Genomic DNA, 14,495 nt, shown 5'->3' with positions numbered 1-14,495 from the left:
GGCCCCCAATGGCCTATTCGTCGACATCATCCATGTCGGCCTGACCGGAAAGCCTACGCCGCACATGGCTCCAGTTCAGGCCGATGCCCAGCACCAGCGACAAGGCAACAAGCCCGAGCCACGTGTTGACGCTGTTGTTGTCGAGCGTGAGCAGGCCCAGATCGTAAAGCACCCACAGCCCTGCACCCACGACCGCCAGCACCAGCGCCATGCCAAACCCGCCGATCGAGCGCAGCGTAGCGCGCAGATAGATGATGTAGCCGATCAGCAGGATGAGGCCGCAGAGCACCGCGATGGACAGGTTGGCCGACCCGTATTGCAGGGCCCATACCACGTAATTGTATTCCGTGGGATTGTATGTCGCGGCGAGGAGCCCGAAGGCGAAGAGCCAGCGTGCGAGAAAGCCCATGGTGCGGTTCCTTGGTCGTAATCTCGCTTTGATGGACCGGATGTGGCGCGCGCTGCAAGCCGTGGGAGCCTCCGGCGGTGGTATTTTTCGTCAGAAGAAGACGAGATAGCGGTTTGCCTCCGGGCCGCGCATCGTTATACGGGCGCGGGTTTGCTTTCTGAAAGGGCATCAAATGGCCAATGTGGTGGTTGTCGGCGCGCAGTGGGGCGACGAGGGCAAGGGCAAGATTGTGGACTGGCTGAGCGAGCGGGCGGATGTGATTGCGCGCTTTCAGGGCGGACACAATGCGGGTCACACGCTGGTCATTGATGGAGAGGTCTACAAGCTCCATGCGCTGCCGTCTGGTGTGGTGCGGGGCGGCAAGTTGTCGGTCATTGGCAACGGTGTGGTGCTGGACCCTTGGCACCTCGTGTCTGAGATCGAGACCTTGCGCGGGCAGGGTGTAGAGATCACGCCCGAGACCCTGATGATTGCCGAGAACACGCCGCTGATCCTGCCTATCCACGGCGAGTTGGACCGCGCGCGGGAGTCGCAGAATTCTGTGGCCAAGATCGGGACCACCGGGCGCGGCATTGGTCCGGCCTACGAAGACAAGGTGGGCCGTCGCGTGGTGCGCGTGGCGGATCTGGCCGATGAGACGACGCTGGAGTTGCGCGTGGATCGCGCCTTGATCCACCACGATGCGCTGCGCCGCGGGCTGGGGCTTGATCCGGTGGATCGGGACGCGCTGATTGCCAAGCTGAAAGAGGTGGCGCCCGCCATCCTCGAATACGCTGCACCCGTCTGGAAGGTGATGAACGAGGCGCGCAAGGCGGGCAAGCGCATCCTGTTCGAAGGGGCGCAGGGCGCGCTTCTGGACATTGATTTCGGGACCTATCCCTTCGTCACCTCATCCAACGTGATTGCCGGGCAGGCGGCCACGGGTGTTGGCATGGGGCCGGGCAGCATTGATTTTGTGCTGGGCATCGTGAAGGCCTACACCACCCGCGTGGGCGAGGGGCCGTTTCCGACGGAATTGGAAGATGAGGATGGACAGCGCCTGGGTGAGCGGGGGCATGAGTTTGGTACCACAACAGGCCGCAAGCGGCGCTGCGGGTGGTTTGATGCCTGCCTTGTGCGTCAGACCTGTGCCACGAGCGGCGTGAACGGGATTTCGCTGACCAAGCTGGACGTTCTGGACGGATTCGAGACGCTGAAGATCTGCGTGGGCTACGAGTTGGATGGCGAAACGCTGGATTACCTGCCCACCGCAGCCGACCAACAGGCGCGCTGCACGCCCGTCTACGAAGAGATGCCGGGTTGGTCGGAATCGACCGAAGGCGCGCGCAGCTGGGCGGACCTGCCGGCCAACGCCATCAAGTACGTCCGCAGGGTCGAAGAGTTGATCGACTGCCCGGTCGCCCTACTTTCCACCTCGCCCGAGCGCGAGGACACGATCCTTGTCCGGGACCCGTTCGCCGACTAGGGAGGCCCCATGGCGCTGAGCTACAAGACCCGAAAACGACTGTCGCTGCTGATCCTGATCGTGGCGCTGCCGCTCTATATCGTGGCGGCGGTGACGCTGGTGGGTCTGTTCGAGCGCCCACCGTTTCTGGTGGAGTTGCTGATCTACGTGGGGCTTGGCGTGATCTGGGCATTTCCGCTCAAGGCCGTGTTCAAGGGGATCGGTCAGGCTGACCCGGACTCCTGACGCGCCTGCCAGACAGATTTGTCGAGCCTGTAGACATCATGGGTGAAAGGGCCTGAGCCGAGGTCGCTGATCTGTGTGTCAACGTGGCGAACCCCCAGTTTGGCCGTCGCCCGTTTGGATCGGATGTTGTCTGCGCCGATATGGAACCATACCGTGTCGAGATGCTGGACCGCGTGGTCGAGCATCAGGCTCTTCATTTCCCAGTTCGCCGTACCACCCCAATGAGCGCGCGTCAGGAAGGTATAGCCGATGCCATGGGCCCCCGGTTCTTCGTCGGTCGGGTAGTAGCGTGAGCATCCGATGATCTCGCCCGTGTCGCGCAAGGTGGCCGCCAAGGTTCCACCTTCGGTCAGGAGCATCTGGAAATAGGGGCGGAACACCTCCGCCTTATGGCGGTCTGTTTGCGGGTGAACTGCCCAGATCAGTGGGTCGGATGCCGCGTGCGTGAGCGCTGTTTCATCGTCCGCTTGGAGAGGGCGCATGACAAGTGTGGGGCCGGTCAGTGTGGGTTGATCAGGAAATGCCATACCTGCATCAGCCATGAAAAAAGGCGCCCCTGCAAGGGCGCCCTTTCGCGATGTATCGTTTTCGGACTTAGCCCGCTTCGCGCTGGTCCGGGCGGTAGCCGATGTCGCCGGTGACGGCAAAGCGGCCGCCTTTGATCTTTTCGATCTTGCCCGCGCGCAGCAACTGGCCGAAGGAACGCAGCCCGTCTTCGCGGCTGAAGTCCTCTTGCTCGACCTGGCGGACCTTGGTCATCAACTGCGGGCGCGAGAACTGGTCGCGGCCTTCGACAAAGCTGAGATAGCTTGCCGCAGCTTCGAGCAGGGCGGGCAGGTCATGTGCGCCCATCTCGGATGCGTAATCCGCAAAGCTGCCGGCCTCCTCCGCAGCCGCTTCTTCCACGGCAGCCACGCGGCGCGGCGTGACGGGGCCCTTGGGCGCCGTGTCGATATCCACGCGCTGCTCGGCCACGAGCTTGAGCGGGGCCGGGCGGTCACTGCCCGGACGGGCGGCACGGTCGCTGCGCGGTTCGGGCCGACGGGGTTTGACGACGGATGCCAGATCGGAGCGGAACGCGCCTTCGTCTTCGTCGTTCTTTTCCCCGATACCGGCATCCGCCTTTTTCGCCATGACGGCGGCCTTCAGATGTTGGAAGGCATTCCGGCGGCGCGAGCCTTCGGGTTCTTCCATCTGGTTGTCGGCTTCGGCCATCAGGCGCTGGACGTCGTCGTCCTTGACGGGTTGTGCTTCGGTTTCGGCAGGGGTGTCGTCCGCGTCCTCGACCGGTTCGGCCACGTCCGATACGGCATCATCGTTGTCCACGTCGCTGTATTCGGCTGCGTCCACCTGTGGCAGTTCCGCCTCAACCTCGGCGAGGTCGGCCAGCAATTCCGCCTCTTCTGCATCAGACAGGCTGCTGTCGGCGGGGTTGTCGCTGTCCGTGACCTCCTCGAGAGCGCCGCTGGCGATGGCGGCGTCGATGTCCGCACGCTTGACCTTGATGACGCGGGCGCGGGGTTTGACCGGGGCCTCGGCTGCGGGCTCTTCGGCGGCGTCGTCAAAGATGTTGTCATCCTTGTCCTCTTCCGTCGTTTGCGCACCATCATCCTCGGCCATCAGGGCGGCCAGAGTATCCAGTCCCAGCTCGTCATCCGCTTGATCGGCTTGAAGCTCCGATTGGTCCTGCGCGTCAGCGTCGATCTCCGCTGCAACGGATGTTTCGGCGTCGTCCGCGTCTTCGGCCTGGTCGGCATCGGAGGTGTCGCTTTCGAACCGGGCGAGAATATCGGCGATGGGGTCATCGTCTTCATCCTCGACACTGTGCGAGGCGTCTTCTTCCAGCGCGTCTTCAAACTCAAGGGCGGTGTTTTCGAGGATCGCTTGCGGTTCTGCTGCCATATCGGCCGCGTCTGCAACGGTGTCCACTTCAGCCGCGGGGGCAAAGGCGTCGGCATGTTCGTCCTCGAACATCTCCTCTGCTTCGGCTTCCTCTTGGCTTTGCGACACGACGGCACGGATCCGCTGCAGTTTCGCGGCGATGCTGTCGGGTGCCGGGGCGTCTTCGGTCACAGGTTCTGCCACCAGCTCGGCGTCGGCTGGTTCGTCCTCAATGGGGCTTGCGTCTGCCTGAACGCTGGCAAAGAATTCTTCGGCTTCGGCTTCGGCTTCGGCTTCGGCTTCGGCTTCGGCTTCGGCTTCGGCTTCGGCTTCGGCTTCGGCTTCGGCTTCGGCTTCGACCGGTGCGGCCTCAGCCACCTCTGGCATCTCGTCCACGACCTCAACCTGTGCCGCTTCATCCGCGACCATGACCGGGCTGTCTTCCGTCACCGACGCATCTTCCGCGTCGTCGGCTTGCGGCTCCGGCGTGCTGTCGGCCGCGCGGGCCACGGCAGGGGCGGCCGTTGCGGCTGCGATTGCGGCAGGCGAGGCGGCACTTGCATTCGGTGCCTGTGTTTCCGCGCTCAGGACAATGCGGCCCTCCTGTTCACGCGCTTCGACCCGGCGCGAGATTTCGCGCTCGGCGATGCGGGCCAGCATCTCTGCGTCCGGTTGCGGCGGTTCGGCACCAAAATATCTGTCATCGGCGGCCAGATCGCGGAAATACTCCGCAATCGCCTTCATCGTGCCAAAGCTGTCGTCGAATCCTTCCAACGTGCACGAGAAGGTGCCGTAGGATACTGTCAAAATCTTATTGTTATTCATCATCGGATGCTCGTCCTCTGCTGATATGCAAAGGTTGGACTAGGGGCGATACCGGACCAAAGCGGCCCGAATCTGTGCCACCAAGGGTATCATTTCAGGGCGACATTGTGATCTGTTTCCAAAAATTGCATTAATCCGCCATGACATCCCCGATTGTTCACAGTTCTGACCCCGTTGGCTTGTTTGGCGGCGGAGAAGCCACTTTCGCGGATGTCGCCGAGGTGCGAGCCCTTGCAAGCCGTTTCGTGGCCGCCGATGGCGGGGCAGCCCTGGCAGTACAGGCAGGGCTGTCGCTGGATGCCGTGATCGGTGATTTCGATTCCATATCTGCCGAGATTTTGGCGCAAATTCCGAGCGCACGGCAGCATCCCATAGCGGAACAGGACAGCACAGATTTCGACAAGGCGTTGCGCCATATCTTGGCACCCGTCGTGGTGGCTGTCGGGTTTCTCGGGGGGCGTGTCGACCATCAACTTGGCTGCCTGAGCGTGCTGGCGCGGCATCCGGACCGCGTCTGCATCCTGCTTGGTCCATACGAGATCGTGATGCTGTGCCCCCCTCGGTTGGATTTGCGAACCGAGCTTGGAGATGTGGTGTCGCTCGTGCCGCTCGCCCCGGTTCAGGGCACTTCGACCGGATTGCGGTGGCAGATCGACGGTCTGCATTTTGATCCGATCGAGCGGATCGGGACGTCGAACGAGGCGGTAGGGCCCGTAACGTTAACCATGAATGCACCGTCGATGATCCTGATTGCGCCGCGTCGGTGCCTGGGCGCTGTTACGCAGGCGCTGCTGCAGCCGGGGCCAGACGCGCGATGGCCCGCTCGCGCAGAACGATATAGAGCCCAGCCCCAATCGTGATGCAGATGCCAACCGCGGCGAGGCCGTTGGGCAGGTCGCTGAAGACGATGAACCCGATGATCGTGGCAAAGGGGATTTCCAGATACTGCATGGGCGCCAGCGTGGCCGAGGGCGCGTAGCGCAGCGACCATGTCATCAGCAGGTGGGCCAATGTGCCAAGGCCCCCGATGCCAAGCAGGAGTGTCCATTCCATGCTGTCGGGCCGTATCAGTTCGATGCCGGGGATGTCCCGCCCCTGCAGCAGGAAAACGAGGGGCGCCATGATGACGACGGCCATCACACCGCTCACCGCCTGCAACCCGATCGGATCGGTTTCCTTGGCAATCTGCCGCGTGACCAGCATGAAGACCGAGAAGTTGACCGCCACGAACAGGGGCAGAAGCGCGGGCCAGCCCACCTCGACAAAGCTGGGCTGGACCACGAGCAGCGTACCTGCAAAGCCGACGATGCACGCCATGAGGCGGCGGCTGCCGACCTCTTCGCCCAACACGTATTTGCCGAGCAGCAGCATGATGAAGGGCATGACGAAGGCGATGGCGACGGCGTCCGCGAGTGGTAGATATTGCAGGGCAGTGAACATGGCGCCGATGCCGAGGATGTGCAGGACTGTCCGGAACAGCGTGAGCCACAGGACCCGTCCGCGCATCCTCCAGAGCCGTGCGCCTGCCCAGACGATGGGGATAAGGATGACGGCCTGAACGGCAAAGCGGATCAGGACGAGCTGACTGAGGGGGACAGATTGGCCCAACACTTTCGCAACCGCGTCTCCGACCGGAGCCACGATGCAAAAGCCCAGCATCAGAAGGATGCCGAGAAGAGGGCGGTCCTGAGCCATGCGTTTACGCTAACGGGTGGAGGACCGAGCGCAACAGCTTGTTTGAGGCGTGGGTGACGCACATTGGCGTCAGACAAACACGGGGCGGCTTGTTGCGTGCACTCTTGGCAGAGCCAATTCGCCCACCCACCAACCCGGAAGACTTCGCTTCGGGCTCACTAGGACAAAGAGATTGCGACTGCGAAGGCAGGCGCAATCAGTGGCAAGGGTGGCTTTGCTTGCAAAGCCGCCAGCCACCCCGTGGAGTAGCTGGGTGCTCCAGGTCGTGACCGTGTAAGCGCACTCCATCTGTGGCAAAGCGAGCAACGCAAGCGCAGAGCCCGCAACACGCGCTCAGCAGTTGGGCACGTTCACAGCCAGCCCGCCAAGCGAGGTTTCCTTGTATTTCTCGCTCATGTCCGCCCCCGTCTGCCGCATCGTTTCGATGCAGGCATCCAGCGGAACCAAATGCGTGCCGTCCCCGCGTAGGGCAAGGCTCGCGGCACTGACCGCCTTGATCGCGCCCAGCCCGTTGCGTTCGATGCACGGCACCTGCACGAGCCCTCTGACGGGGTCACACGTCATGCCGAGGTGGTGTTCGAGCGCGATTTCGGCAGCATTCTCGATCTGCTGCGCCGTCCCGCCCATCACGGCGCACAGCCCGGCGGCCGCCATGGCGGCGGCGCTGCCGACCTCCGCCTGGCACCCGGCCTCCGCGCCTGAGATCGAGGCGTTGTATTTCACCAGCCCGCCGATGGCCGCAGCCGTCAGCAAGAAGTCCTCCACATGTGCTTCAGACGCGCCAGGCACGTGGTCGAGGTAGTAGCGCAACGTCGCGGGCAAGACCCCCGCCGCACCGTTGGTCGGGGCCGTCACCACCTGACCACCTGCGGCGTTTTCCTCGTTCACGGCCATGGCGTAGACACTCATCCAGTCGTTGATGGTGTGGGGCGCGGTCAGGTTCATGCCCCGTTCATCCAGCAGCTTGTCGTGGATGCCCTTGGCCCGACGCTTGACCTGCAAGCCGCCCGGCAGGGTGCCTTCGGTGCTCAAGCCCCGATCGATGCAATCGCGCATGACTTGCCAGAGCCGCTTGGTGCCGGACCGCAGATGCGCGTCACCATTGCGCGATACCTCGTTGGCGCGTTTCATCTGGGCGATGGACTTGCCCGAGCTTTCCGCCATCTCCAGCATCTCGGCAGCGGATTTGAACGGGTAGGGAACCGGCGCGCCCTCGTCGGTGGCCTTGCCTGCGGCCAACTCCTCTTCGGTCATCACGAATCCGCCGCCGATGGAATAGAACACCTGGCGCAGTGTCACGTCCCCCTGCGCGTCTGTGGCCATCAGGATCATGCCGTTGGCATGGCCGGGCAGGGGCGTGTCGTAATCAAAGATCAGGTCGGCCTTGGGATCGAAGGCCAGCGGCGGCAGGTCGTCTGGGCGTAGCGTGTGGCTGCTAGCAAGGTCTGCCAGCGTCGCTTCCGCCTTGTCATGGTCATAGGTGTCGGGCACGAACCCGGCGAGGCCGAGGATCGTGGCCCGGTCTGTCGCATGTCCCACACCGGTAAAGGCCAACGAGCCATGCAGCGACGCCCGCACACCTGCAAACTGGAAGGGCGACGCGCGCATCATGTCGAGAAAGCGCGCAGCGGCCACCATGGGGCCCATGGTGTGGGACGACGACGGGCCGATGCCCACCTTGAACATCTCGAAGACAGACAAAAACATGCTAAAGCGCGGTTCCTTCGGGTGGGTTGGGCAGGACGGGGCGGGAGAATGGTGTGTGGCCGAGCCCCTCGGCCTCGGCCACGGCGCGTGTGGTAGACCGGGTGTCGAGCCGCGCGGCTATGGTGGCAAGGGCGGGATAGGCGGAGAGGTCAAACCACGCGGTCAGGCCAGCGGGGTAAAGGGCGCACCACCGGACAATGGCCGCCATGTAACACTCAAGGATCGACGGCGCGTCGAGGTCAGACTGTGCGCCGATATAGGCATCGACCAGACCAAGTGCGCGCGGCAACGTCATGGCAGTTTCGCTGTTCGATATGAGCCGGTCGCGCATAGCACGCTGTGCCTGCGCATCGTCTCCTACGTATTTCTCCGGGTAGAACAACATGCGCAACTGCGCGTGCAAGGTGTTGGATACGAAGAAGAGCATGCTGAGAAAGCGCGCACGCTCGGGATTGTCTTGCCGCGGCGCCATCTGCCCATGCGTGTCCGAGAGCCACAGGAGGATCGCGGCGGTTTCGAACATGACCCCGTGCGGGGTTTCTAGCGCCGGGATCAGTCCGGCAGGGTTGATGTTGCGATAGGCGGCGCCGCTTTGGGCACGCGCGGCGCGGTCCACAAGTGCGGTGGTGTAGTCGACCCCCATCTCCTCCAGCGTCATCCGCACGATGAGCGAGGCGTTGTCGGGCGCATAGTGCAGAACGTAAGCCATGGGCGCTATGTAGCCATCCGCGCGCATCATCCAATGTCTCAAAACGACCAAATCGGCAGAGAATGGGCCACGATTAACTGCGCATTTACCGACTCGCGCTTGTGTGGAGTGCAGGAGGACGTTCCATGCGCTGGATTATCGTGTTGATGTCGGTCTTGGCCTGCCTGATGCCATGGCGTGCCGCGCTGGCGCAGGAGCTGTCGGGGCAGGATCTGGTCGATGTGCTGGTCGCCCGGACCCCCGGCGCAACCCTCGACCGGATGCGCGACCGCCCCGACCATTTCGTGCAGGAGGCTGCGGGCCTCATCCTCGGTTACGGCGGGCCTGAGGGTCTGGGTGCGGCAGATATAGAGACGGCGATTGATGCAGAGCGTGCCCGGCTGCGGGCCCGCGAGATGCGGCGCCTGCTGGAGGCGGATCTGAACAACGACCTGAGCGTCACGCGCGCAGAACTGGACGTGCTGGTGCGTGCCGCATCCGCCACGATGCGGGGGCGGCTTCTGGTCTGGCACCGGGCTGCGGATACCGACGGTGACGGCACGGTGCGCTGGGCGGAGTTGCGCAGCTTTGCCGCCAAACGGGCGGAGGCGGAGATGTCGGAAAGCGCCATCGCCGCAATGCGTGCGATGATGACGTTCGACCTGAATGGCGACGATCTTGTGGTGTTGGACGAGGTTTTGGAGGCGATGGAGCTGTTGGGCGCGCCAGCCTGATCGGCCTTCCGCCGGCCTGTCGGTGCCATTTCGCTGCCTTTGGGGTCGCAACGACCGCGCACGATGCGTATAAGCCCCACACTATTTGGGGAGTCGTCACATATGTCCGGAGAATTGTCGCCCATCGACAAGGCCAAGTTCGTCGCAGCCAAGCGCGCTGCCGATTATGTCGAGGACGGAATGCGCGTGGGTCTGGGGACCGGATCAACCGCCGCCTGGCTGGTGCGCTGCCTGGGCGAGCAGGTGCGCGAGGGCGGTTTGCGCTTTCAGGGCGTGCCAACGTCGACCCGCACAGCCGACCTGGCCCGCGAGGTCGGGATCGAGGTGATCAGCCTGGACGAGGCCAAGTGGCTCGACCTGACGATTGATGGCGCGGACGAGTTCGATGGCGACCTGAACCTGATCAAGGGCGGCGGTGGCGCACTCTTGCAGGAGAAGATCGTGGCGACCGCCTCCGATCAAATGGTGGTGATCGCAGACATCGGTAAGGAGGTCGAACATCTGGGCGCTTTCCCCCTGCCGATCGAGGTGATCCCCTTTGGCTGGCAGACCACGCAGGCGCTGGTCGAGGAAACCCTTGTCTCCATGGATGTTCTGGGCCGTCAGTCCACGTTGCGGATGAACGGGGACCGCCCCTTTGTCACGGATGAGGGGAACCACATCCTGGACCTGCACCTGCAACGCATCGGCAACCCACGGCAGCTCAGCCTGGTGATCAACCAGATGCCGGGCGTGGTTGAAAACGGGCTCTTCATCGATATCTGTGATGCTGTCGTGATCGGCTATGGCGATGGCCGGGTCGAGGTGCGCGACATCAATGAAGGCACGGTGGAGCAGGACAGGCTCGATTTTCTCGAAAGCGACAACCTGTTCACCGATCTTGCAGACTAAGGACGGGCGCGATGGCGGACTATGACTACGACCTCTTTGTGATCGGGGGCGGCTCCGGTGGCGTGCGCGCCGCCCGTGTGGCCGCGGGCGAGACGGGGGCCAAGGTGGCGCTGGCCGAAGAGGACCGCTATGGCGGCACCTGCGTGATCCGGGGCTGCGTGCCCAAGAAGCTGATGGTGTTCGCAAGCGAGTTCTCGGGCACGGCGGACGTGGCCAACGCCTATGGCTGGAACATGACGCCGGGCACCTTCGACTGGCGACAGTTCCGCGACCACCTGAACACCGAACTCGACCGGCTCGAAGGGGTATATCGCAGCCTGCTCAAGAATTCCGGCGTCGAAACCTTCGACACCCGCGCCAAGCTGAAGGACGCCCATACGGTCGAATTGTCCACGGGCGAAACCAAGACGGCCAAAACCATCCTGATCGCAACCGGCGGGCACCCCGTCCGGCCCGACATCCCCAACGCCGATATGGGGATCGTCAGCGACGACATCTTTCACCTCGAAACCCTGCCGAAATCCATCCTGATCATCGGCGGCGGCTACATCGCCTGCGAATTCGCCTGCATCCTGCACGGGCTTGGGGTCGAGGTGACGCAGTACTACCGCGGCGCCCAGATCTTGCGCGGCTTCGATGACGAGGCACGCGGCCTGATCGCGGAATCCATGCGAGAGCGGGGGATCAACCTGCATACGGGCACCAACATCGTGCAGATGGGACCAGCATCGGACGATCATTCGGGTGCGACCCCGACCGCGTCGGATGCGGCGATGGGGGCGGGCGCGCAGCAGGACCTAGTAATGGCCCATGGCGGTGTCAAAACCGCCTCCAATCCGGATCACACCGGCCCGATCTGGGTGAAGTCCACCATGGGGCATGAAAACGTGTTCGACATGGTTCTCTTCGCAACCGGGCGCGATCCCAACAGCACCGACATGGGGCTCGAGGACACCGGGATCGACATCGGCCGTCGCGGCGAGATCATTGTCGACGAGTATTCCAAAACCGCCGTCGACAGCGTCTACGCCATCGGGGACGTCACCAACCGGGTGAACCTCACCCCCGTCGCCATCCGCGAGGGGATGGCCTTTGTCGAAACGGCCTTCAAGGACAATCCGACAGCGGTCGATCACGACCTGATCCCGTCCGCCGTCTTCACCCAGCCCGAAATGGGCACCGTGGGGCTCAGCGAAGAAGACGCGCGCGAACAGGAAGAGGTTGAAATCTACTGCACCTCGTTCCGCCCGATGCGCACCGCGTTCGCGGGTCAGCCTGATCGCGTTTTGATGAAATTGGTGGTATCCAAGGCCACACGCAAGGTGCTGGGCTGTCACATCGTCGCACCAGACGCGGGCGAGATGATCCAACTCGCCGGTGTCGCCATCAAGATGGGAGCCACCAAGGAAGATTTCGATCGCACGGTTGCAGTCCACCCCACGATGTCTGAAGAAATCGTGACCATGCGGACACCTATGCGGACTGCTTGAAGTTTCTGGTAAAAACCACAGGTAATGCACAAGGTGCAGCACAGGCTGCACGGCAAGAGGAGAACAATACCACATGGCTGGCAATACAGGCGGCCCCTGGGGGGGTGGCGGAAACTCGGGCGGGGGCGACGATGGTCGCGGCACCGGTCCGCGCGGCGGCGGTGGCCGCGGCAATGGCGGGCGTGGTCCCGGTGATGAGGGTCCGCAGATCCCCGAAATCGATGAATTGGTCAAAAAGGGCCAGGAGCAGCTGCGCGTGCTCATGGGTGGCCGCGGTGGTGGCAACGCCGGTGGCGGCCGTGGGGCAGGGGGCGGCGGTGGTCCGTTCCTGACACGCGGGACAGTTGGCCTCGGCGTTCTGGCCGCAGTTATCCTGTGGGGGCTGGCCAGCTTCTACACCGTCCGGCCCGAAGAGCAGTCGGTCGAACTGTTTCTCGGTGAATATTACCGCACCGGCGATCCGGGCCTGAACTTTGCCCCCTGGCCGGTTGTCACGGCCGAGGTGATCCCGGTGACCCGCGAACAGACCGAGGAAATCGGTGTGGGCGGTCGCGGCGGTGATGCTGGCCTGATGCTGACCGGTGACGAAAACGTGGTCGACATCGACTTCCAGGTCGTCTGGAACATCACGGAACCTGACCAGTTCCTGTTCAACCTGCGCGATCCGCGCCCGACCATTCGGGCGGTGTCGGAATCGGCCATGCGCGAGATTATCGCACAATCTGACCTCGCCCCGATCCTGAACCGGGACCGTGGCGCGATTGCGGGCCGGCTTCAGGATCTGATCCAGGAGACGCTTGATGCCTACGGCAGCGGCGTCAACATCATCCGCGTGAACTTTGACCGCGCTGATCCGCCAGACACGGTGATCGCGGCCTTCCGCGACGTGCAGGCCGCTGAACAGGAACGCACACGCTTGCAGAACGTGGCCGACGCTTACGCCAACCGCGTGCTCGCCGAAGCGCGTGGTCAGGCCGCGCAGCTTCTGGAAGAGGCCGAAGCCTACCGCGCCCAGCAGGTCAACCAGGCCGAAGGTGAAGCCAGCCGCTTTGCCGCTGTTCTGGAAGAGTATGCCAAGGCGCCCGACGTGACCCGCAAACGTCTCTATCTCGAGACGATGGAGCAGGTGCTTGGCCGCGTGGACAAGATCATCCTCGATGAAAACCAAGGTGCTGGTGGCCAGGGCGTTGTGCCCTACCTGCCGCTCAACGAACTGCGCCGTAACACAGCGGAGGCAAACTGATGCGAAAGTCAGCGTTCCTTTTGCCCATCCTCGCGGTCCTGGCCGCTGTGGGTCTGTCCTCCATCTACATCGTGGATGAACGTGAAAAAGCCCTTGTGCTGCAATTCGGTCGCGTGGTCGCGGTCAAGGAAGACCCCGGTCTGGCGTTCAAGATTCCGCTTATTCAGGAGGTTGTCCGCTATGATGACCGTATCCTGAGCCGGGATGTCGAACCGCTCGAAGTGACACCGCTTGATGACCGTCGTCTCGTGGTCGATGCGTTCGCCCGATACCGGATCGTGGACGTGAACCGGTTCCGGCAGGCCGTTGGTACAGGTGGTGAGGCGTCCGCCGACCGCCGCATCGACGGTATCTTGCGGAATGAGTTGCGCGAAGTGTTGGGTTCGGTGTCGTCCAACGACATCCTCAGCTCGGATCGTGCAGCACTGATGCTGCGCATCCGCAACGGCGCTATCGCCGAGGCCCGCGCGCTGGGCATCGAGGTTGTCGACGTGCGTGTGAAACGGACCGACCTGCCGCCGGAAAACCTGGATGCGACCTTTGAACGGATGCGGGCAGAGCGTGAACGGGAAGCAACCGACGAACGTGCCCGGGGTAGCGAGGCGGCGCAGCGTGTGCGCGCGCAAGCCGACCGGACCGTGGTGGAGCTGACCTCGGATGCCGAGCGTCAGGCCGAGATCATCCGCGGTGAGGCGGACGCCCGCCGCAACGCGATCTTTGCCGAAGCGTTTGGCCAGGACCCTGAATTCTTTGAGTTCTATCGCTCGCTCACGGCCTATCAGCGGTCGCTGCAGGGCTCGAATTCGACAATGGTTCTGTCGCCGGACTCAGAGTTCTTCAACTACCTGAAGTCGCCCACCGGAAACAATGCGGCGACCGGAGTTGCAGGGCAGTGATGGCTTGGGTCCTTCTGGCCCTCGGACTTGTGATGCTTGTGGAGGGGCTGGCCTATGTGCTGGCCCCTTCGCTTATCGAACGGGTGCTCGAGGTGCTGCGCACACTGCCCGAAAGCGCACGCCGGCAATTTGGCGCTCTCGTTCTTGTAACAGGCCTGATCTGTATCTGGCTGGCTTTTTTCATTGGATTGTAACGCCTTTGCCGTAACGCCGATCACGACATGCTCACGGTCTGTTGAAACATGTTGGGGCTGATCCATCTTTGATGTTGCAAGGATGCAACCCTACATGCACGCTGTGCGCAGCCGCGCACGACCGTGTGCAAATGACCAAAACGGTCAAGAAT

15 protein-coding genes are annotated in these 14,495 nt (G+C 63.1%); 9 read left to right on the top strand and 6 right to left on the bottom strand.

The genetic code is table 11. From position 1 onward, the window contains the following. Nucleotides 1–13 precede the first annotated feature (13 nt). On the bottom strand, nt 14–409 hold the full coding sequence (locus KUV51_RS08760; protein WP_222521147.1) for a DUF6524 family protein: 396 nt from the start codon (nt 407–409) through the stop codon (nt 14–16). 172 nt (nt 410–581) lie between these two features. Between KUV51_RS08760 and KUV51_RS08755 the strand changes: the two genes are divergently transcribed. After that, a complete protein-coding gene (locus KUV51_RS08755) occupies nt 582–1,874 on the top strand; it encodes an adenylosuccinate synthase (RefSeq protein WP_222521146.1) in 1,293 nt (430 codons plus the stop codon). Nucleotides 1,875–1,883: 9 nt separating this feature from the next. Next, nucleotides 1,884–2,099, top strand: coding sequence for a DUF2842 domain-containing protein (locus KUV51_RS08750; protein ID WP_222521145.1), 216 nt, complete (start codon nt 1,884–1,886; stop codon nt 2,097–2,099). Here KUV51_RS08750 and KUV51_RS08745 read toward each other — a convergent pair. Together KUV51_RS08745 and KUV51_RS08740 are read right to left on the bottom strand one after the other, a co-directional pair. Next, nucleotides 2,078–2,641, bottom strand: coding sequence for a GNAT family N-acetyltransferase (locus KUV51_RS08745; protein ID WP_222521144.1), 564 nt, complete (start codon nt 2,639–2,641; stop codon nt 2,078–2,080). The genes KUV51_RS08750 and KUV51_RS08745 overlap by 22 nt on opposite strands. 52 nt (nt 2,642–2,693) lie before the next feature. Further along, nucleotides 2,694–4,808, bottom strand: coding sequence for a hypothetical protein (locus KUV51_RS08740; RefSeq protein WP_222521143.1), 2,115 nt, complete (start codon nt 4,806–4,808; stop codon nt 2,694–2,696). Between the two features lie 137 nt (nt 4,809–4,945). Between KUV51_RS08740 and KUV51_RS08735 the strand changes: the two genes are divergently transcribed. Further along, nucleotides 4,946–5,665, top strand: a complete 720-nt coding sequence (locus KUV51_RS08735; RefSeq protein ID WP_222521142.1) for a thiamine diphosphokinase — start codon at nt 4,946–4,948, stop codon at nt 5,663–5,665. Here KUV51_RS08735 and KUV51_RS08730 read toward each other — a convergent pair. The 3 genes from KUV51_RS08730 to KUV51_RS08720 all read right to left on the bottom strand — a co-directional run bounded on the left by KUV51_RS08730 (nt 5,583) and on the right by KUV51_RS08720 (nt 8,916). Next, entirely contained in the window at nt 5,583–6,500 is a 918-nt protein-coding gene (locus KUV51_RS08730; protein ID WP_222521141.1) for a DMT family transporter, read from the bottom strand. The genes KUV51_RS08735 and KUV51_RS08730 overlap by 83 nt on opposite strands. A 333-nt stretch (nt 6,501–6,833) precedes the next feature. Next, entirely contained in the window at nt 6,834–8,207 is a 1,374-nt protein-coding gene (locus KUV51_RS08725; protein WP_222521140.1) for an L-serine ammonia-lyase, read from the bottom strand. Between the two features lies 1 nt (nt 8,208). Next, a complete protein-coding gene (locus KUV51_RS08720) occupies nt 8,209–8,916 on the bottom strand; it encodes a glutathione S-transferase family protein (RefSeq protein WP_222521139.1) in 708 nt (235 codons plus the stop codon). Nucleotides 8,917–9,041: 125 nt separating this feature from the next. On the opposite strand from KUV51_RS08720, the gene KUV51_RS08715 reads away from it, so the two are divergent. The 6 genes from KUV51_RS08715 to KUV51_RS08690 all read left to right on the top strand — a co-directional run bounded on the left by KUV51_RS08715 (nt 9,042) and on the right by KUV51_RS08690 (nt 14,343). Beyond that, nucleotides 9,042–9,629 carry a hypothetical protein gene (locus KUV51_RS08715; RefSeq protein WP_222521138.1) on the top strand — a complete coding sequence of 196 codons (588 nt, stop codon included), beginning with the start codon at nt 9,042–9,044 and terminating at the stop codon, nt 9,627–9,629. A gap of 102 nt (nt 9,630–9,731) precedes the next feature. Next, on the top strand, nt 9,732–10,520 hold the full coding sequence (rpiA, locus tag KUV51_RS08710) for a ribose-5-phosphate isomerase RpiA (protein WP_222521137.1): 789 nt from the start codon (nt 9,732–9,734) through the stop codon (nt 10,518–10,520). Between the two features lie 11 nt (nt 10,521–10,531). Continuing rightward, nucleotides 10,532–12,010, top strand: a complete 1,479-nt coding sequence (locus tag KUV51_RS08705; RefSeq protein ID WP_222521136.1) for an FAD-dependent oxidoreductase — start codon at nt 10,532–10,534, stop codon at nt 12,008–12,010. A gap of 73 nt (nt 12,011–12,083) precedes the next feature. Then, nucleotides 12,084–13,253: an FtsH protease activity modulator HflK gene (gene hflK / locus KUV51_RS08700; protein ID WP_222521135.1), complete on the top strand. Its 1,170-nt coding sequence runs from the start codon at nt 12,084–12,086 to the stop codon at nt 13,251–13,253. Further along, nucleotides 13,253–14,149 (top strand): protease modulator HflC, encoded by an 897-nt coding sequence (gene hflC, locus KUV51_RS08695; RefSeq protein ID WP_222521134.1) that lies wholly within the window; start codon nt 13,253–13,255, stop codon nt 14,147–14,149. Before hflK ends, hflC begins: the two co-directional genes overlap by 1 nt. Beyond that, on the top strand, nt 14,149–14,343 hold the full coding sequence (locus tag KUV51_RS08690; RefSeq protein ID WP_222521133.1) for a DUF2065 domain-containing protein: 195 nt from the start codon (nt 14,149–14,151) through the stop codon (nt 14,341–14,343). The genes hflC and KUV51_RS08690 overlap by 1 nt, the downstream gene beginning before the upstream one ends. Nucleotides 14,344–14,495: the final 152 nt, after the last annotated feature.

The sequence above is a fragment of the Tateyamaria omphalii genome (assembly GCF_019802125.1).
Classification (GTDB): Bacteria; Pseudomonadota; Alphaproteobacteria; order Rhodobacterales; family Rhodobacteraceae; genus Tateyamaria; species Tateyamaria omphalii_B.
This window is presented reverse-complemented; position numbering and strand designations above follow the sequence as displayed.

What these genes read in the sequence shown, in the direction of transcription:
- rpiA (WP_222521137.1), top strand. Translation starts at nt 9,732, where the DNA reads ATGTCCGGAGAATTGTCGCCCATCGACAAGGCCAAGTTCGTCGCAGCC.
- KUV51_RS08690 (WP_222521133.1), top strand. Translation starts at nt 14,149, where the DNA reads ATGGCTTGGGTCCTTCTGGCCCTCGGACTTGTGATGCTTGTGGAGGGG.
- KUV51_RS08735 (WP_222521142.1), top strand. Translation starts at nt 4,946, where the DNA reads ATGACATCCCCGATTGTTCACAGTTCTGACCCCGTTGGCTTGTTTGGC.
- hflC (WP_222521134.1), top strand. Translation starts at nt 13,253, where the DNA reads ATGCGAAAGTCAGCGTTCCTTTTGCCCATCCTCGCGGTCCTGGCCGCT.
- KUV51_RS08750 (WP_222521145.1), top strand. Translation starts at nt 1,884, where the DNA reads ATGGCGCTGAGCTACAAGACCCGAAAACGACTGTCGCTGCTGATCCTG.
- KUV51_RS08725 (WP_222521140.1), bottom strand. Translation starts at nt 8,207, where the DNA reads ATGTTTTTGTCTGTCTTCGAGATGTTCAAGGTGGGCATCGGCCCGTCG.
- KUV51_RS08760 (WP_222521147.1), bottom strand. Translation starts at nt 409, where the DNA reads ATGGGCTTTCTCGCACGCTGGCTCTTCGCCTTCGGGCTCCTCGCCGCG.
- KUV51_RS08715 (WP_222521138.1), top strand. Translation starts at nt 9,042, where the DNA reads ATGCGCTGGATTATCGTGTTGATGTCGGTCTTGGCCTGCCTGATGCCA.
- KUV51_RS08745 (WP_222521144.1), bottom strand. Translation starts at nt 2,641, where the DNA reads ATGGCTGATGCAGGTATGGCATTTCCTGATCAACCCACACTGACCGGC.
- KUV51_RS08755 (WP_222521146.1), top strand. Translation starts at nt 582, where the DNA reads ATGGCCAATGTGGTGGTTGTCGGCGCGCAGTGGGGCGACGAGGGCAAG.
- KUV51_RS08730 (WP_222521141.1), bottom strand. Translation starts at nt 6,500, where the DNA reads ATGGCTCAGGACCGCCCTCTTCTCGGCATCCTTCTGATGCTGGGCTTT.
- KUV51_RS08720 (WP_222521139.1), bottom strand. Translation starts at nt 8,916, where the DNA reads ATGGCTTACGTTCTGCACTATGCGCCCGACAACGCCTCGCTCATCGTG.
- hflK (WP_222521135.1), top strand. Translation starts at nt 12,084, where the DNA reads ATGGCTGGCAATACAGGCGGCCCCTGGGGGGGTGGCGGAAACTCGGGC.
- KUV51_RS08705 (WP_222521136.1), top strand. Translation starts at nt 10,532, where the DNA reads ATGGCGGACTATGACTACGACCTCTTTGTGATCGGGGGCGGCTCCGGT.
- KUV51_RS08740 (WP_222521143.1), bottom strand. Translation starts at nt 4,808, where the DNA reads ATGATGAATAACAATAAGATTTTGACAGTATCCTACGGCACCTTCTCG.